This is a genomic window from Micromonospora sp. NBC_01392 (assembly GCF_045040125.1).
Taxonomy (GTDB): domain Bacteria; phylum Actinomycetota; class Actinomycetes; order Mycobacteriales; family Micromonosporaceae; genus Micromonospora.
The window spans coordinates 3,037,940-3,059,548 of the sequence record NZ_CP109549.1 but is presented as its reverse complement, the minus strand read 5'-3'; the positions used below and the strand labels follow the sequence as shown (position 1 = coordinate 3,059,548).

Below are 21,609 nucleotides of genomic sequence, written 5' to 3'. Positions count from 1 at the left end.
CCCCGGTTCCGTGGGGTACCTGCCGCCGGAGTCGGGGTTCGGCTCAAGGATGACCTGCCGGCGCGGGTCACGGGACTTCAACGACGCCGGGGTGTGGCAACGGCTGCACGAGGTGCTCCTGCAATCCGGGCGCTCCAGGGCCGCCGTCCTCAGCTTCGCCTGCGCCCTCATCTGCGAGTTCTTGGCGAGACGGGCCCCACCGGCGGAGCAGGTTGGTGGCCCCCACCGGGTCAGGATTCGGTGGCTCAGCGAAGCTGGGCTCATGAGCTCGGGAGGGTCGCGTCTACTTCGACCCTCGGTAGTCGACGAACGCTGGGCGCTGCTCGGGCCTGCGGGAGAGCCAGTCATTGACCGCCAACGCGCTCACCGAAGCGTATTCGTCGGTTATCTGTAGATGATTTCCTGGCACGTCTGCCAACGTGACGGTGTTGGCGTAGCTCCAGGTGAACATCCAGTCGTCGTTGTCTGTCGGTCCGCTGATCCGTTCGGATGCACGAACCTGGAGCGTCGGTATCTCGATGTGCTCCGCAGGCCACCACGGGAAGGAGAGGTAATGGACCATCGCGAAGACCCAACTGTCATCGCCGTCATCGCCGGTCCGCCTGAGTCCCTCAAAAATCTGTTTCTGCCACAGCGACCCGTCCTCCGACACGGTGGGAAGGTCCCTCTGCGAGGGTGAGTCGAGCAGAATGACGCCAGCCGGCGCCACGCCCATCCGCGCCAGCCTGGCAGCAACCCGGTGGGCGATCAGCCCACCGCTGGAGGTGCCGCCCAGTGCGAATTCTTCGCCGTTCGCGTTGTCCCGGAGGATCGTCTCGACGTACGCGAGAGTCATCGCCTCGATGTCCTCCGGCAGTTTCTCCCCGGCATGGAAGCCGGGCGAGTGCACCACCGACACGTCACGAATGCCCTGGAAGGCCAACCCCAGCCGCGCATAGGGGAAGTCGGCCGGGGCTACGTATGGCGTGAACAGGTACAACTTGGGCTTGGCGTCGCCGGTGGCGACCCGGGTGGGAGGCCGGACCGCCTCGTCGGCCGTGTCCACACCGAACGTCTGGCGGAGCTTCGCCAATCGCCCGATCACGTCGAAGAACTCGTCGTGTCTGCCGTCCACCTCGGCCTGCATGTACATCTCCGCAAGGTTCGACACCCGAACGGCTCCCGAGCCAGCCGATTCGGCTCCGGTGCTGCGAACGCCGCCGACACTCACGGCAGAGGCCAACTTGTTCACCAGATGATCGGTCAAGGCTCCGGTACTGGGCTGGTCGAAGACCAGCGTGGCCGGCAACGACAACCCGGTCGCGGCGGCCAACCGGTTACGCAACTCCACCGCGGTCAACGAGTCGAACCCGAGCTCACGGAACGCGCTGTCCGGGTTGATCGCCGTGGCGTCGGGGTGGCCGAGCACGACCGCGACCTGTGCCCGTACCAGTTCCAGGACTGTCCGCTGGCGTTCCTCGACCCCCATAGCCGCCAGCCTGGCGGCCAGATCCACCGGCGTATCGGTTGTGGTCGCCGTGCGGCGGGTTGAGCCGCCGGCCAACGCCTGCCACAACGGCGGCAGGCCACCGGCGCCGGCGCGACGCAGCACGGGCAGGTCCACCCGGATCGGCACGAGCTGCGGCCGGTCGGTGCGTACTGCCGTGTCGAACAACGCCAGGCCCTCCTCGGAGGAGAGGGGAAGGATGCCGCCGCGTCGCATCCGGTCCAGGTCGGCCTCGTCGAGATGTCCGGTCATCGCCGACTGCTGCGCCCACAGCCCCCACGCCAACGACTGACCGACCAGACCCTCGGCCCGCCGCCGCAGCGCCAAGGCGTCCAGGACCGCGTTCGCCGCAGCGTAGTTTCCCTGCCCCGGTGATCCGAGCGTGGCCGCTGCCGAGGAATACACCACGAACATCGCAAGATCCGAATCCTGGGTCAGTTCGTGCAGCCACCACGCCGCATCGGCCTTGGCCCGCAACACCGTGCCCAGCCGCTGCGGCGTCAACGCCTCGACCACCCCGTCATCAAGCACTCCCGCGGTGTGCACCACCCCGACCAGCGGATGCTCAGCCGGCAACGCCGCCAACACCTCGGCCAGAGCGTCGCGGTCAGCGACATCACACGCCGCCACCCGCACCCGCGCACCCAACTCCGTCAGCTCACCGACCAGCTCCGCAGCCCCCGCCGCGGCCGGACCCCGCCTCGACAACAACAACAGATGCCTGACCCCATACGCGGTGACCAGATGCCGGGCCACCAACCCACCCAACACCCCAGTCCCACCAGTGACCACCACCGTGCCACCCGCATCCAACCCCGCCGACAACGCGTCAGCGCCGGACAGCGACAGCCGGCCAGTACCGGCTCGGGTCAACCGGCGGACATACAACTCACCGGCGCGTACCGCGATCTCCGGTTCGCCGCTGTCGAGCACCGCCGTGAGGATCCTGCCCAATTCGCTGCCGTGGTCGGTGTCGGTGTCGGTGTCGAGCAGGATGAATCGGTTGGGGTGTTCGGACTGCGCGGAACGGACCAGGCCCCACACCGCAGCCGCGGCCAGGTCACTGCCATCGGTAGCACCACGGGTGAGCACCACCAACCGGGAACCCTCCGTACCCGGACCAGCCAGCCAATCCTGAACCCACCCCAACACCAACGCACTCGCCACGTGCGTAGCCTCGACAACACCCACAGCATCGTCTGTGGCCGGTAGCTCGGCGACCACGACGGGGGGCAGCTCACCCTCAACCTGCCCATGCCATGCCCAGTCCGTTTCGGCAGCCGCCGGCGTGGTGTCGGGTTCCGCGTCTGGTAGCGGCACCCATTGCACGGTGAACAGTGACTGCGCCGCGTCTAGCGCCCCGGCCGCGAGTTGGTCGGTGGTCACTGGTCGCAGCACCAGCGAGTCTGCGGTCAGGACCGGCTGGCCGGCGGTGTCGAACACGGCCACCGCGATACCGCCGTCGTCGGCGGGTGTCAGCCGGACCCGCAGCGTCCTCGCTCCGGTCGCGTGCAGCCGGACCCCGCTCCACGCGAATGGCAACACCGCCCCGTCGCCGAGCAGTCCGGTCAGTCCGATCGGGTGCAGCGCCGCGTCCAACACCGCCGGATGCAACCCGAACCCGCCGGTCTCGACCTCCTCGGACAACGCCACCTCGGCATACACATCCCGGTCGGCACGCCATACCGCCCGTACACCCTGGAACACCGGCCCGTACACGTACCCGCCACCGGCCAACCGCTCGTACAAACCGTCAACCGCCACCGGCCGCGCGTCGGCCGGTGGCCACTGCCCCAACCCGGCCGGAACCCGACCGGCCTGTGGGCTCAGCACACCCGTGGCATGCCGAGTCCACGAACCCTGCACATCCTCTGCCCGGGAGTACACGTTGACCGGCCGTCGACCACCCTGGTCGGGATCACCGACCCACACCTGCACCTGCACCCCACCCTGCTCGGGCAGCACCAACGGCGCCTGCAGCGTCAACTCCTGCACCACGCCACAACCCGCCTGGTCGCCGGCGTACATCATCAACTCCACGTACGTCGTGCCTGCCAGCAGCACCGAACCCAACACCGCATGATCGGCCAGCCACGGCTGCGCAGACACCGACAACCGGCCGGTCAACAACACCCCGTCCCCATCAGCCAACGACACCGCCGCACCCAACAACGGATGATCAGCCGAACCCAGCCCCAACACCCGAGCGTCGCCCACACCGGCCACCGCCGGCTGCGGCCAGAACCGCTGATGCTGGAACGGGTAGGTCGGCAGTTCCAGAGCCCGCCGACCGGCGCTCGTGCCGAGCAGTGTCGGCCAGTCCACCGCTCCGCCGTGTACGTGGACGCCCGCGACCGCGGTCAGCAGTGTCTGCGGCTCGTCCCGCTCAGCTCGCAGCGCGGGTAGCCACACATCCGTGTCGGGGGTCTCGGGGTCGGCCATCGAGGTCAGCGTGCCGTCCGGGCCCAACTCGAGGAAGACACCCACCCCTCGCTCACGCAACGCGTTCACCGCATCGTGATAGCGCACCGTGTGCCGGGCATGCGCCAGCCAATATCCCGGTTCGGTCACATCCGCACCCGGAGTGCCGGAGATTACCGGGATGGTCGGCTCCCGCCAGGTGACCTCGTCCAACACGTCGGCGAACTCGGCCAGCATCGGTTCCATCAACGGCGAATGGAACGCGTGACTGACCTTCAGCTGCCGCGCTTTGCCGCCGCTGTCTCGCCACTGCTGCGCCAGATCCAGCACCAGACTCTGGTCACCGGAGATCACCGTGGAGCGGGGACCGTTGACCGCCGCGACGCCCACCAGGTCGGTGTGCCCGGCGATCAGCTCCTGCGCCTCGACGTCACTGGCGGTCAACGCCACCATGGCTCCGCCAGCGGGTAGCGCCTGCATCAGGCGGCCCCGGGCGGCCACCACCGCCACCGCATCGGGCAGGTCCCACACCCCGGCCACATACGCCGCGCTCAACTCGCCGATCGAGTGTCCGGCCAGATACTGCGGGGCCACCCCCCACGAGTCGAGCAGCCGGTACAACGCCACCTGCACCGCGAACAACCCCGCCTGGGTGTACACCGTCTGATCCAGCAACCGCGGCTCCCCCGCGACCACCTCCCGCAACGACCGCTCCAAATGCTGGTCGAAGTATGCGCAGACCTGATCGAACACTTCAGCGAACACCGGATACGCCTCATACAGGCCCCGACCCATCCCGAGCCGCTGGCTACCCTGCCCGGAAAACACCACCGCCAGACGACCAGACCCCGCAACCCCGGCAACCACCCCCGGCGCCTCGACACCCGAGGCCAACGCCTGCAACCCGTCCACCAACACCGACCGATCCTGACCGAGCACCACACCCCGATGCGCGAACACCGACCGGGCCGCCAACGCCCGCCCCACCGTTACCGGCTCAACGTCAGGCCGGTCGGCCAGAAACCCCGCCAACCGCTGCGCCTGCGCCCGCAACGCCAGCTCGGACTTGGCCGACAACAACCACGGCACGACACCCCCCAGCGGCGGGGCCGGTTCACGACCCAACGCCGTATCCGGTACGGGATCGGCTTCTTCGAGGATGAGGTGGGCGTTGGTGCCACTGATCCCGAACGACGACACCCCAGCCCGCCGCGGCCGACCATTGACCGGCCACGGTGTCGCCTCGGTCAGCAGCGTCACCGAACCGGCCGACCAGTCCACATGTGACGACGGAGCGTCCACGTGCAGTGTCTTGGGCATCAAACCGTGCCGCATCGCCAGGACCATCTTGATGATCCCGGCGACGCCTGCGGCTGCCTGGGTGTGGCCGATGTTCGACTTCACCGACCCCAACCGCAACGGCTGCCCCGCCGGCCGATCCTGACCGTACGCGGCAATCAGCGCCTGCGCCTCGATCGGATCACCCAGCGTGGTGCCCGTACCGTGCGCCTCCACCACATCCACCTCGCCCGGCGACAACCGCGCGTTGGCCAGGGCCTGACGGATCACCCGCTGCTGCGACGGCCCATTCGGAGCACTCAACCCGTTGGAGGCGCCGTCCTGGTTGACCGCGCTGCCCCGCAGCACCGCCAACACCTGATGCCCCCGCCGACGCGCATCCGACAACCGCTCCAACACCAACAACCCGACACCCTCACCCCAACCCGTACCGTCAGCCGCATCCGCGAACGGCTTACACCGCCCGTCAGCAGCCAACCCGCCCTGCCGGGAGAACTCCACGAACGCTGCCGGCGTAGCCATCACCGTCACACCGCCGGCCAGGGCCATCGAACACTCACCCGAGCGCAACGCCTGCGCCGCCAGATGCACCGTCACCAACGACGACGAACACGCCGTATCCACCGACACCGCCGGACCCTCCAGGCCCAAGGCGTAAGCCACCCGCCCCGACGCCACGCTTCCGCTGGTCCCGGTGGCATATCCCTCGGTCTCAGCCGGACTCGCCGCCAACTGCATCGCGTAGTCGTGGTACATGAGGCCCACGTACACGCCGGTGTCCGACCCCCGCAGCCCCGACGGATCGATCCCGGCCCGCTCCAACGCCTCCCAGGAAACCTCCAACAACAACCGCTGCTGCGGATCCATCGCCACAGCCTCCCGCGGACTGATCCCAAAAAACCCCGCATCAAACAACGCCGCGTCAGTCAGGAAGCCGCCCTTGCGGACATAACTGGTCCCCGACCCCGCCGAATCCGGGTCATCCCACGACCCGGCTTCCCAGCCCCGATCGGCGGGGAACCCATCCACCGCGTCAACACCCTCGACCAGCAACTGCCAGAACTCCTCCGGGTCACCCACCCCACCCGGATATCGACACCCCATCCCCACAATCGCCACCGGCTCATCCACACCCGCACCAACCGTTACCGGCACGAGAACATCGGCCTGCTCACCGAGCAGTTCCGTCAGCACGTACCGGGCCAACACGTCCGGGGTGGGGTAGTCGAAGACCAGCGTGGCCGGCAGCGACAGTCCGGTCGCGGTGGCCAGCCGGTTACGCAGCTCCACCGCGGTCAGGGAGTCGAAGCCGAGCTCGCGGAACGCCCGATCAGGTGCGACTGCCTGAGCACTGTCGTGACCAAGAGCTGTGGCCGCGTGGGTACGCACCAGCTCCAGAACTGTCCGCTGGCGTTCCTCGACCCCCATGACGGCCAACCTGGCGGCCAGATCGACCGGCGTATCGGCGGCGGTCGCCGCCCGGCGGGTTGAGCCGCCGGCCAACGCCTGCCACAACGGCGGCAGGCCACCGGCGCCGGCGCGACGCAGCACGGGCAGGTCCACCCGGATCGGCACGAGCTGCGGCCGGTCGGTGCGTACTGCCGTGTCGAACAACGCCAGGCCCTCCTCCGAGGACATGGGAAGGATGCCGCCGCGTCGCATCCGGTCCAGGTCGGCCTCGCCGAGATGCCCGGTCATCGCCGACTGCTGCGCCCACAGCCCCCACGCCAGCGACTGACCGACCAGACCCTCGGCCCGCCGCCGCAGCGCCAAGGCGTCCAGGACCGCGTTCGCGGCGGCGTAGTTTCCCTGCCCCGGTGATCCGAGCGTGGCCGCTGCCGAGGAATACACCACGAACATCGCAAGATCCGAATCCTGGGTCAGTTCGTGCAGCCACCACGCCGCATCGGCCTTGGCCCGCAGCACCGTGCCCAGCCGCTGCGGCGTCAACGCCTCGACCACCCCGTCATCAAGCACTCCCGCGGTGTGCACCACCCCGACCAGCGGATGCCCGGCCGGCAACGCCGCCAACACCTCGGCCAAAGCGTCGCGGTCAGCGACATCACACGCCGCCACCTGCACCCGCGCACCCAACCCGGTCAGCTCACCGACCAGCTCCGCAGCTCCCGGCGCGGCCGGACCCCGCCTCGACAACAACAACAGATGCCTGACCCCATGCGCGGTGACCAGATGCCGGGCCACCAACCCACCCAACACCCCGGTCCCACCCGTGACCACCACCGTGCCACCCGCATCCAACCCCGCCGACAACCCGTCAGCGCCGGACAGCGACAGCCGGCCAGTACCGGCTCGGGTCAACCGGCGGGCATACAACTCACGAGCGCGTACCGCGATCTCCGGTTCGCCGCTGTCCAGCACCGCCGTGAGGATCCTGCCCAATTCGCTGCCGTGGTCGGTGTCGGTGTCGGTGTCGAGCAGGATGAACCGGTGGGGGTGTTCAGACTGCGCGGAACGGACCAAGCCCCACACCGCAGCCGCGGCCAGGTCACTACCATCGGTAGCACCGTGAGTGAGCACCACCAACCGGGAACCCTCCGTACCCGGACCAGCCAGCCAATCCTGAACCCACCCCAACACCAACGCACTCGCCACGTGCGTAGCCTCGACAACACCCACAGCATCGTCTGTGGCCGGTAGTTCGGCGACCACGACGGGGGGCAGCTCGCCGTCAAGCAGGGCTGGCGGGTGGGGCACCAGTAGGGGTTGCGGCCGCTGGCCGTGCCATGCCCAGACAAGTTCGGTAGCCACCGACGTGGTATCGGGTTCGGCGTCTGGTAGCGGTACCCATTCCACCGTGAACAGTGACTGCGCCGTGTCTGGCGCCCCGGCGCCGAGCTGGTCGGTGGTTGCCGGCCGCATCACCAGCGAGTCCGCGGTCAGGACCGGCTGGCCGGCGGTGTCGAACACCGCCACCGCGAAAGCGCCGTCGTCGGCTGGTGTCAGCCGGACCCGCAGCGTCCTCGCTCCGGTGGCGTGCAGCCGGACCCCGCTCCACGCGAACGGCAACACCGCCTGATCGTCGCCGAGCAGTCCGGTCAACCCGATCGGGTGCAACGCCGCGTCCAGCACCGCCGGATGTAGTCCGAACCCGTCGGCTTCGGCGTGCTCGGGCAGTGCCACCTCGGCATACACATCCCGGTCGGCACGCCACACCGCCCGCAAGCCCTGAAACACCGGCCCGTACACGTACCCGCCACCGGCCAACCGTTCGTACAACCCGTCCACCGCCACCGGCTGGGCGTCGGCCGGTGGCCACTGCCCCAACCCCGCCGCAACCCGGCCGGCCTGCAAGCTCAACACACCCGTGGCATTCCGAGTCCACGAACCCTGCACATCCTCTGCCCGGGAGTACACGTTGACCGGCCGCCGACCATCCTGGTCGGGATCACCGACCCACACCTGCACCTGCACCCCACCCTGCTCGGGCAACACCAACGGCGCCTGCAGCGTCAACTCCTGCACCACGCCACAACCCACCTGATCCCCGGCATACACCACCAACTCCACAAACGCCGTGCCCGCCAACAACACCGAACCCAACACCGCGTGATCGGCCAGCCACGGCTGCGCAGACACCGACAACCGGCCGGTCAACAACACCCCGTCCCCATCGGCCAAGGACACCGCCGCCCGCAACAACGGATGATCAGCCGAACCCTGCCCCAACACCCGGACGTCGCCCACACCGGCCAGCGCCGGCTGCGGCCAGAACCGCTGATGCTGGAACGGATAGGTCGGCAGAGCAACCGGCTGGGTCGAGCCGGTACTCGTGCCGAGCACTGTCGACCAGTCGACCGCCGCGCCGTGTACGTGAGCACCCGCGACCGCGGTCAGCAGTGTCTGCGGCTCGTCCCGCTCAGCTCGCAGCGCGGGTAGCCACACGTCCGTGTCGGGGGTCTCGGGGTCGACCATCGAGGTCAGCGTGCCGTCCGGGCCCAACTCGAGGAAGACACCCACCCCTCGCTCACGCAACGCGTTCACCGCATCGTGATAGCGCACCGTGTGCCGGGCATGCGCCAGCCAATATCCCGGTTCGGTCACATCCGCACCCGGAGTGCCGGAGATTACCGGGATGGTCGGCTCCCGCCAGGTGACCTCGTCCAACACGTCGGCGAACTCGGCCAGCATCGGTTCCATCAACGGCGAATGGAACGCGTGACTGACCTTCAGCTGCCGCGCTTTGCCGCCGCTGTCTCGCCACTGCTGCGCCAGATCCAGCACCAGATTCTGGTCGCCGGAGATCACCGTGGAGCGGGGACCGTTGACCGCCGCGACGCCGACCAGGTCGGTGTGCCCGGCGATCAGATCCTGCGCCTCGACGTCGCTGGCGGTCAACGCGACCATGGCGCCGCCAGCGGGTAGCGCCTGCATCAACCTGCCCCGGGCGGCCACCACCGCCACCGCGTCAGGCAGACCCCACACCCCGGCCACATACGCCGCGCTCAACTCACCAATCGAGTGTCCGGCCAGATACTGCGGCACCACACCCCACGAGTCGAGCAGCCGATACAACGCCACCTGCACCGCGAACAACCCCGCCTGCGTATACACCGTCTGATCCAGCAACCGCGGCTCCCCCGCGACCACCTCCCGCAACGACCGCTCCAAATGCTGGTCGAAGTACGCGCACACCTCATCGAACACTTCAGCGAACACCGGATACGCCTCATACAGGCCCCGGCCCATCCCGAGCCGCTGGCTGCCCTGCCCGGAAAACACCACCGCCAGACGACCAGACCCCGCAACCCCGGCAACCACCCCCGGCGCCTCGACACCAGAGGCCAACGCCTGCAACCCGTCGACCAACACCGACCGATCCTGACCGAGCACCACACCCCGATGCGCGAACCCGGTCGCCCGGCTGTCCACCAACGCCCGCCCCACCACCGCCGGATCCACCTCAGGCTGGTCGGCCACAAACCCCGCCAACCGCTGCGCCTGCGCCCGCAACGCCACCTCGGACTTGGCCGACAACAACCACGGCACCACACCGCCGGCCGGCAGGGCCGGCTCATGACTCAACGCCGTGTCCGGTACGGGATCGGCTTCTTCGAGGATGAGGTGGGCGTTGGTGCCGCTGATCCCGAACGACGACACCCCAGCCCGCCGCGGCCGACCATTGACCGGCCACGGTGTCGCCTCGGTCAGCAACCGCACCGAACCGGCCGACCAGTCCACATGTGACGACGGGGCGTCCACATGCAGTGTCCTGGGCATCAACCCGTGCCGCATCGCCAGGACCATCTTGATGATCCCGGCAACGCCTGCGGCCGCCTGGGTGTGGCCGATGTTCGACTTCACCGACCCCAACCGCAACGGCTGCCCCGCCGGCCGATCCTGACCGTACGCGGCAATCAGCGCCTGCGCCTCGATCGGATCACCCAGCGTGGTGCCCGTACCGTGCGCCTCCACCACATCCACCTCGCCCGGCGACAACCGCGCGTTAGCCAAAGCCTGACGGATCACCCGCTGCTGCGACGGCCCATTCGGAGCACTCAACCCATTCGACGCACCATCCTGATTGACCGCGCTGCCCCGCAGCACCGCCAACACCTGATGCCCCCGCCGACGCGCATCCGACAACCGCTCCAACACCACAACCCCGACACCCTCACCCCAACCCGTACCGTCAGCCGCGTCCGCGAACGGCTTACACCGCCCATCAGCAGCCAACCCGCCCTGCCGGGAAAACTCCACAAACGCCCCCGGCGTGGCCATCACCGTCACACCACCAGCCAGAGCCATCGAACACTCACCCGACCGCAACGCCTGCGCCGCCAAATGCACCGCCACCAACGACGACGAACACGCCGTATCCACCGACACCGCCGGACCCTCCAGACCCAGCGCGTACGCCACCCGCCCCGACATCACACTCGCCGCATTCCCCGTCAGCAAATGCCCCTCACTACCGGTCTGCGCATCACCAACCACCGAGACGTAGTCCTGCCCGGTGGTACCCACATACACGCCCGTGTCCGACCCACGCAGCCCCGACGGATCGATCCCCGCCCGCTCCAACGCCTCCCAGGACACCTCCAACAACAACCGCTGCTGCGGATCCATCGCCACAGCCTCCCGCGGACTGATCCCAAAAAAACCCGCATCAAACAACGCCACGTCAGCCAGAAACCCGCCCTCACGGGCATAACTGGTCCCCGACCGCTGCCGATCGGGGTCGTACAGCGCCGTCAGATCCCAACCCCGATCCGCAGGGAACCCACCCACCGCGTCAACACCCTCGACCAGCAACCGCCAGAACCCCTCCGGGTCACCCACCCCACCCGGATACCGACACCCCATCCCCACAATCGCCACCGGCTCATCAACACCCGCACCAACCGTTACCGGTATGAGGACATCGGCCTGCTCACCGAGCAGCTCCGTCAGCACGTACCGGGCCAACACGTCAGGGGTGGGGTAGTCGAAGACCAGCGTGGCCGGCAACGGCAGTCCGGTCGCGGTAGCCAGCCGATTGCGTAGTTCCACCGCGGTCAGCGAGTCGAAGCCGAGTTCGCGGAACGCCCGATCAGGTGGGATCGCCTCGGCGCTGTCGTGGCCCAGGGCGGTGGCGGCGTGGGTGCGTACCAGTTCGAGGATCTTCTGCTGACGTTGCGGGCCGGTCAACGTCCGTAGCTCGGTGGCCAGTGCTGAATCATCGAACGGCCCAGGCTCGACGTCGGCTACAGCGATGGCGGCTTGCGCCTCGGGCAGTCCGGCCAGGAGCGCACTCGGGCGTGCGGAAGTGAACGCCTTCGTGAACTGGCCCCAGTCCACGTCAGCCACCGCGAGGAAGTCCTCACCCTGACCGACCGCCTCGGCCAGAGCCTGCACCGCCCGCTGCGGATCCATACTGCGAACCCCACGCCGATGCAACCGCGCGGTATCGCCCTGCTCAGCCATCCCCTCACCAGCCCACAAACCCCACGCCACACTGGTCACCGACCGCCCCACAGCACGCTGCTGAACGGCGTAGGCATCCAGAAACGCATTAGCAGCCGCATACACCCCCTGCCCACCACCACCCCACACCCCAGCATTCGAAGAAAACAACACCATCGCGTCCAACCGATGCTCGGACCCCTCGACCAGAAGCTCATGCAGATTACGAAGACCCGCGACCTTCCCCGCCAAAACACGCTCTACCACCTGCGGACCGACATCATCGATAGCCGCGAGATGACCCACCCCCGCCGCGTGGACCACCGCATCCACCGGCCCCACCTCGGACAGGACCGCCGCCAACGCGTCACGATCCGCCACATCACAACCCCACACACTCACCCGGACCCGGCCATCAGCGCTCAACTCACCGACCAACTCGGCCACGCCCGGCCCATCCACACCCCGACGCGACACCAACACCACATGCTGCGCACCATGCCCAGCCACCCAACGAGCCACATGTCCACCCAGACCACCAGTACCACCAGTGATCAACACCGTGCCCCGCGGCTGCCACACCCGCGGCGACCCCTCCGCCCGGGCACGCACCAACCTGCGCCCATACACACCACTCGCGCGCACCGCGACCTGATCCTGACCACCCCACCCAGCCAACACCCCAGCACAACGACGCCCCATCGCAGCCGCGTCCCGCGACCCATCCGGCCACGACATGGGCAGATCAACCAGACCACCCCAGACACGGGGATACTCCAACGCCGCGACCACACCCAAACCCCACGCCTGAGCCTGCACCGGATCCACAGGAGCATCGAAACGACCCGTACCCACCGCACCCCGCGTGAACACCCACACCCGCCCCGCGTCGCTACCCATGTCAGCGTCGTGCAGACCCTGCAGCAACGCCAACAACTCAGGCACCGGCGCCCGACCAGGCAGGAACACCACCCCACCCCACCCACCCCCATCAGGCCCGCCCACCACCGCCCCCAACGCCGCAGCCACCCCCACCCGGCTGCCGTCAACAGCTACCGGCACCACCCGCGCACCATGCCCCACCAGAACCTGCTCAACCAACCCGACCCACTCACTGTCATCAGCCACCAAATCCACGCCATACACCAGAAGCCACACACCATCCAGCATCGCCTCAGGACCACCAGTCAACGGCTCCCACACAACCCGGTACCGCCACCCGTCAATCAACCGCCGGCCCTCACGAGCCCGCCGCCACTCCACCAACGCCGGCAGAACCCCCGCCACACCCTCCTCATCCACCCGCAAGACAGAAGCCAAAGCCGCCACATCACCCCGCTGCACCACCTGCCAAAACTCCGCATCAAACCCACCATCCACACCCCCCACCGACACACCCCGCACCACCGGCCAGAACCGCTGACGCTGAAACGGATAGGTCGGCAACTCAGCCCGCAGCGCGATGGCCCCGCCCACCGCCACGCCCATGGCCTCGGCCGGGCCGGTACTCGCACCGAGCAGCGTCGGCCAGTCCACCGCTCCGCCGTGTACGTGGACGCCCGCGACTGCGGTCAACAGTGTCTGCGGCTCATCCCGCTCAGCTCGCAGCGCGGGTAGCCACACGTCCGTGTCGGGGTCGGCCATCGAGGTCAGCGTGCCGTCCGGGCCCAACTCGAGGAAGACACCCACCCCTCGCTCACGCAACGCGTTCACCGCATCGTGATAGCGCACCGTCTGCCGGGCATGCCCCAGCCAGTACTCGGGATCGGTCACGTCCGCACCCGGGGTGCCGGACACCACCGGGATGGTCGGCTCCCGCCAGGTGACCTCGGCCAACACGTCGGCGAACTCGGCCAGCATCGGCTCCATCAACGGCGAATGGAACGCGTGACTGACCTTCAGCTGCCGCGCTTTGCCGCCGCTGTCTCGCCACTGCTGCGCCAGATCCAGCACCAGATTCTGGTCACCGGAGATCACCGTGGAGCGGGGACCGTTGACCGCCGCGACGCCCACCAGATCGGTGTGCCCGACGATCAACTCCTGCGCCTCGACGTCACTGGCGGTCAACGCCACCATGGCTCCACCAGCAGGAAGCGCCTGCATCAGGCGGCCCCGGGCGGCCACCACCGCCACCGCATCAGCCAGACCCCACACCCCAGCCACACACGCCGCGCTCAACTCACCAACCGAATGCCCCGCCACATACTGCGGGGTCACCCCCCACGAGTCGAGCAGCCGGTACAACGCCACCTGCACCGCGAACAACCCCGCCTGCGTATACACCGTCTGATCCAGCAACCGCGGCTCCCCCGCGACCACCTCCCGCAACGACCGCTCCAAATGCTGGTCGAAGTACGCGCACACCTCATCGAACACTTCCGCGAACACCGGATACGCCTCATACAGGCCCCGACCCATCCCGACGCGCTGGCTACCCTGCCCGGAAAACACCACCGCCAGACGACCAGACCCCGCAACCCCGGCAACCACCCCCGGCGCCTCGACACCAGAAGCCAACGCCTGCAACCCGTCCAACAACACCGACCGATCCTGACCGAGCACCACACCCCGATGCGCGAACACCGACCGGGCCGCCAACGCCCGCCCCACCGTTACCGGCTCAACCTCAGGCCGGTCGGCCAGAAACCCCGCCAACCGCTGCGCCTGCGCCCGCAACGCCAGCTCGGTCTTGGCCGACAACAACCACGGCACCACCCCACCGGCCAGCGACGGGGCCGGCGGCTTCTGGCTCGAGCCCGCCCGGTCGGCAGGTGTGCCCTGCAGCGGTTCGAACGGTTCAGCCTCCTCCAGGATCTGGAGCGGTTCGGCCTCTTCGAGGATGAGGTGGGCGTTGGTACCGCTGATTCCAAACGACGACACCCCAGCCCGCCGCGGCCGGCCGTTGACCGGCCATGGTGTGGCCTCGGTCAGCAACTGCACCGAACCGGTCGACCAATCCACATGGGTGGACGGGGCGTCCACATGCAGTGTCCTGGGCATCAAACCGTGCCGCATCGCCAGGACCATTTTGATGATCCCGGCAACACCTGCGGCCGCCATGGTGTGGCCGATGTTCGACTTCACCGACCCCAACCGCAACGGCTGCCCCGCCGGCCGATCCTGACCGTACGCGGCAATCAGCGCCTGCGCCTCGATCGGATCACCCAACCTGGTGCCCGTACCGTGCGCCTCCACCACATCCACCTCGCCCGGCGACAACCGCGCGTTGGCCAAAGCCTGACGGATCACCCGCTGCTGCGACGGCCCATTCGGAGCACTCAACCCATTCGACGCACCATCCTGATTGACCGCGCTGCCCCGCAGCACCGCCAACACCTGATGCCCCCGCCGACGCGCATCCGACAACCGCTCCAACACCACAACCCCGACACCCTCACCCCAACCCGTACCGTCAGCCGCATCCGCGAACGGCTTACACCGCCCATCAGCAGCCAACCCGCCCTGCCGGGAAAACTCCACAAACGCCCCCGGCGTGGCCATCACCGTCACACCACCAGCCAGAGCCATCGAACACTCACCCGACCGCAACGCCTGCGCCGCCAAATGCACCGCCACCAACGACGACGAACACGCCGTATCCACCGACACCGCCGGACCCTCCAGACCCAGCGCGTACGCCACCCGCCCCGACATCACACTCGCCGCATTCCCCGTCAGCAAATGCCCCTCACTACCGGTCTGCGCATCACCAACCACCGAGACGTAGTCCTGCCCAGTGGTACCCACATACACGCCCGTGTCCGACCCACGCAGCCCCGACGGATCGATCCCCGCCCGCTCCAACGCCTCCCAGGACACCTCCAACAACAACCGCTGCTGCGGATCCATCGCCACAGCCTCCCGCGGACTGATCCCAAAAAAACCCGCATCAAACAACGCCACGTCAGCCAGAAACCCACCCTCACGGGCATAACTGGTCCCCGACCGCTGCCGATCGGGGTCGTACAGCGCCGTCAGATCCCAACCCCGATCCGCAGGGAACCCACCCACCGCGTCAACACCCTCGACCAGCAACCGCCAGAACCCCTCCGGGTCACCCACCCCACCCGGATACCGACACCCCATCCCCACAATCGCCACCAGCTCATCAACACCCGCACCAACCACCACCGGCACGAGAACATCGACCTGTCCACCGAGCAGCTCCGTCAACAGATACCCGGCCAACACCACCGGGGCCGGATAGTCGAAGACCAGCGTGGCCGGCAACGACAACCCGGTCGCGGCGGCCAACCGATTACGCAACTCCACCGCAGTCAACGAGTCGAAACCGAGCTCACGGAACGCACTGTCCGGGTTGATCGCCGCGGCGTCGGCATGGCCGAGCACAACGGCGGCCTGTGCCAGTACCAATTCCAGCACCGTCCGCTGGCGTTCCTCGACCCCCATGGCAGCCAACCTGGCGGCCAAATCCACCGGCGTATCGGCGGTGGTCGCGGCCCGGCGGGTCGAGCCGCCGGCCAACGCCTGCCACAACGGCGGCAGGCCACCGGCACCGGCACCGGCACCGGCACCGGCACGACGCAACGCGGCGAGGTCCAGCCGGATCGGCACGAGTTGCGGCTGGTTGTTGCGTATTGCCGTGTCGAACAACGTCAGGCCCTGCTCAGGGGACATGGCAAGGATGCCGGCACGTCGCATCCGGTCCAGGTCCACGTCGTCGAGATGTCCGGTCATCGCTGACTGTTGGGCCCACAGTCCCCACGCCAGTGACTGGCCGACCAGGCCCTCGCTCTGCCGCCGCAGCGCCAAGGCGTCCAGGACCGCGTTCGCGGCGGCGTAGTTTCCTTGTCCTGGTGATCCGAGCGTGGCCGCTGCCGAGGAATACACCACGAACATCGCGAGATCCGAATCCTGGGTCAGTTCGTGCAACCACCACGCCGCGTCGGCCTTGGCCCGCAGCACCGTGTCCAGCCGCTGCGGCGTCAACGCCTCGACCACCCCGTCATCAAGCACTCCCGCGGTGTGCACCACCCCGACCAACGGATACTCAGCCGGCACCGCCGCCAACACCTCAGCCAGAGCATCGCGGTCAGCGACATCACACGCGGCCACCTGCACCCGCGCACCCAACTCCGTCAGCTCACCGACCAGCCCCGCCGCCCCCGGCGCGGCCGGACCCCGCCTCGACAACAACAACAGATGCCTGACCCCATACGCGGTGACCAGATGCCGGGCCACCAACCCACCCAACACCCCAGTCCCACCCGTGACCACCACCGTGCCACCCGCATCCAACCCCGCCGACAACCCGTCAGCGCCAGGCAGCGACAGCCGGCCAGTACCGGCTCGGGTCAACCGGCGGACATACAGCCCACCAGCACGTACCGCGATTTCTGGTTCGCCGCTGTCGAGCACCGCTGTCAGGATTCTGCCCAGTTCGCTGCCGTGGTCGGTGTGATCGTCGAGGTCGAGCAGGATGAATCGGTGGGGGTGTTCAGACTGCGCGGAACGGACCAAGCCCCACACCGCAGCTGCGGCCAGGTCACTGCCATCGGTAGCACCGTGGGTGAGCACCACCAACCGGGAACCCTCCGTTCCCGGATCAGCCAGCCAATCCTGAACCCACCCCAACACCAACGCGCTCGCCACGTGCGTAGCCTCGACAACGCCAACGGCGTCATCCGGCGCTGGCAGTTCGGCGACCACGACGGGGGGCAGTTCGCCGTCAACCTGCCCATGCCATGCCCAGACCGGTTCGGTAGCCGCCGCCGGGGTGTCGGGTTCGGCGTCCGGTAGCGGCACCCACTCCACCGCGAACAGTGACCGGGCCGCGTCCGGTGCCCCGGCGCCCAGTTGGTCGATGGTCACCGGTCGCAGCACCAGCGAGTCCGCGGTCAGGACCGGCTGGCCGGCGGTGTCAAACACGGCCACCGCGAAAGCGCCGTCGTCGGCGGGTGTCAGCCGGACCCGCAGCGTCCTCGCTCCGGTCGCGTGCAGCCGGACCCCGCTCCACGCGAATGGCAACACCGCCCCGTCGTCGCCGAGCAGCCCGGTCAAACCGATCGGGTGCAACGCCGCGTCCAACACCGCCGGATGCAACCCGAACCCATCCGCCCCAACCTGCTCAGGCAGCGCCACCTCGGCATACACATCCCGCTCGGAACGCCACACCGCCCGCAAGCCCTGAAACACCGGCCCGTACACATACCCACCACCGGCCAACCGCTCATACAAGCCCTCAACCGCCACCGGCCGCGCATCCGCCGGCGGCCACTGCCCCAACCCGGCCGCAACCCGACCAGCCTGCGGGCTCAACACACCCGTGGCGTGGCGCGTCCACGAACCCCCTACACCCTCCACACCCTCCGGCCGGGAGTACACGTTGACCGGCCGCCGACCATCCTGGTCGGGATCACCGACCCACACCTGCACCTGCACCCCACCCTGCTCGGGCAACACCAACGGCGCCTGCAGCGTCAACTCCTGCACCACGCCACAACCCACCTGATCCCCGGCATACACCACCAACTCCACAAACGCCGTGCCCGCCAACAACACCGAACCCAACACCACGTAATCGGCCAACCACGGCTGCGCAGACACCGACAACCGGCCGGTCAACAACACCCCATCCCCATCAGCCAACGACACCGCCGCACCCAACAACGGATGATCAGCCGAACCCAGCCCCAACACCCGAACATCGCCCACACCAGCCGCCGCCGTCTGCGGCCAGAACCGCTGATGCTGGAACGGATAGGTCGGCAACTCAGCCCGCAGCGCGATGGCCCCGCCCACGCCCGTCGCCTCGGCCGGACCGGTACTCGCGCCGAGTAGTGTCGGCCAGTCCACCGCCGCGCCGTGTACGTGAACACCGGCGACCGCGGTCAGTAGTGTCTGCGGCTCGTCGCGGTCGGCACGCAACGCTGGCAGCCACACACCTGCTTCCGGGGAGTCGGTGTCGGCCATCGAGGTCAACGTGCCGTCCGGTCCCAGTTCGAGGAAGACATCCACGCCTCGCTCGCGTAGGGCGTTCACCGCGTCGTGGTACCGCACCGTCTGGCGGGCGTGCGCCAGCCAGTATCCGGGTTCGATCATGTCTGCGTCGGGGGTGCCGGAGATGATCGGGATGGTCGGTTCCCGCCAGGTGACCTCGGTCAACACGTCGGCGAACTCGGCCAGCATCGGCTCCATCAACGGTGAATGGAACGCGTGACTGACCTTCAACTGCCGCGCCTTGCCGCCCCCGTCTCGCCACTGCCGCGCCAGATCCAGCACCAGATCCTGGTCACCGGAGATCACCGTGGAGCGGGGACCGTTGACCGCCGCGACGCCTACCAGGTCGGTGTGCCCGGCGATCAGCTCGTGCGCTTCGGCGTCGCTGGCGGTCAACGCCACCATGGCACCACCAGCAGGAAGCGCCTGCATCAACCTGCCCCGGGCGGTCACCACCGCCACCGCGTCAGGCAGGTCCCACACCCCGGCCACATACGCCGCGCTCAACTCACCGATCGAATGCCCCGCCAGACACTGCGGGGCCACCCCCCACGAACCGACCAGCCGGTACAACGCCACCTGCACCGCGAACAACCCCGCCTGGGTATACACCGTCTGATCCAGCAACCGCGGCTCCCCCGCGACCACATGCCGCAACGGCCGCTCAAGATGCTGGTCGAAGTACGCGCACACCTCATCGAACGCCTCAGCGAACACCGGATACGCCTCATACAGGCCTTGGCCCATCCCGACGCGCTGGCTACCCTGCCCGGAAAACACCACCGCCAGACGACCAGACCCAGCAACCCCCGTCACCACCCCCGGCGGCGCCTGAACACCCGTAGCCAGCGCTTGCAACCCGTCGAACAACGCCGACCGATCCTGGCCGAGCACCACACCCCGATGCGTGAACCCGGTCGCCCGGCTGTCCACCAACGCCCGCCCCACCACCACCGGATCCACCTCAGGCCGGTCAGCCACGAACCCAGCCAACCGCTGCGCCTGCGCCCGCAACGCCACCTCAGACTTCGCCGACAACAACCACGGCACCACCCCACCCGGCAGCGGGACCGCCGGCGGCTGATGGCCCAGGCCCGCCGGGGCAGCCGGTGTGTCCTGCGGCGGCTCGAACGGTTCGGCGTCCTCCAGGATGAGGTGGGCGTTGGTGCCGCTGATCCCGAACGACGACACCCCAGCCCGCCTCGGTCGGCCGTTGGCCGGCCACGGTGTGGCCTCGGTCAGCAACCGCACCGAACCGGCCGACCAGTCCACATGTGACGACGGGGCGTCCACGTGCAGTGTCCTGGGCATCAAACCGTGCCGCATGGCGAGGACCATCTTGATAATGCCGGCAACACCTGCGGCCGCCTGGGTGTGACCGATGTTCGACTTCACCGACCCCAACCGCAACGGCTGCCCCGCCGGCCGATCCTGACCGTAAACGGCAATCAGGGCCTGCGCCTCGATCGGATCACCCAGCGTGGTGCCCGTACCGTGCGCCTCCACCACATCCACCTCGCCAGGCGACAACCGCGCGTTGGCCAAAGCCTGACGGATCACCCGCTGCTGCGACGGCCCATTCGGAGCACTCAACCCGTTGGAGGCGCCGTCCTGGTTGACCGCGCTGCCCCGCAGCACCGCCAACACCTGATGCCCCCGCCGACGCGCATCCGACAACCGCTCCAACACCACAACCCCGACACCCTCACCCCAACCCGTACCGTCGGCGGCGTCCGCGAATGGTTTGCACCGCCCATCGGCGGCCAACCCGCCCTGCTGGCTGAACCCCACGAACGCGCCCGGGGTGGCCATCACCGCTACACCGCCGGCCAGGGCCATCGAACACTCACCCGAGCGCAACGCCTGCGCCGCCAAATGCACCGCCACCAACGACGACGAACACGCCGTATCCACCGACACCGCCGGACCCTCCAGGCCCAGGGTGTACGCCACCCGCCCCGAGATGACACTCGCCACGTTGCCGGTGAGCAGGTGTCCCTCACTACCGCTCTGGGCGTCGCCGATCACCGAAATGTAGTCCTGCCCGGTGGCGCCCACATACACGCCGGTGTCCGAGCCGCGTAGCCCCGACGGGTCGATCCCGGCCCGCTCCAACGCCTCCCAGGAAACCTCCAACAACAGCCGCTGCTGCGGATCCATCGCCACAGCCTCCCGCGGACTGATCCCGAAGAACCCCGCGTCGAACAACGCCGCATCAGTCAGGAACCCACCCTCCCGGGCATAGCTGGTCCCCGACCCCGCCGGATCCGGGTCATCCCACGACCCGACATCCCAACCCCGATCCATGGGGAACTCACCCACCGCGTCGACACCCTCGGCCAGCAACCGCCAAAACCCGTCCGGGTCACCCACCCCACCCGGATACCGACACCCCATCCCCACAATCGCCACCGGCTCGGCGCTGGCGGCCTCCAGGGCCTGTACCCGGCGGTTGGCCTGGCGCAGCTCGGCTACGGTCCGCTTGAGGTACTCGCGCAGCTTGTCGTCGTTGGTCACGAATGTCCCTCCGGAGCGGGTAC

Annotated in this window: 1 protein-coding gene; it reads right to left on the bottom strand. The window is 68.4% G+C overall.

From position 1 onward, the window contains the following. Window positions 1–283: 283 nt before the first annotated feature. Window positions 284–21,586 carry a type I polyketide synthase gene (locus OG767_RS13745; protein WP_405093739.1) on the bottom strand — a complete coding sequence of 7,101 codons (21,303 nt, stop codon included), beginning with the start codon at window positions 21,584–21,586 and terminating at the stop codon, window positions 284–286. Between the last annotated feature and the right edge of the window lie 23 nt (window positions 21,587–21,609).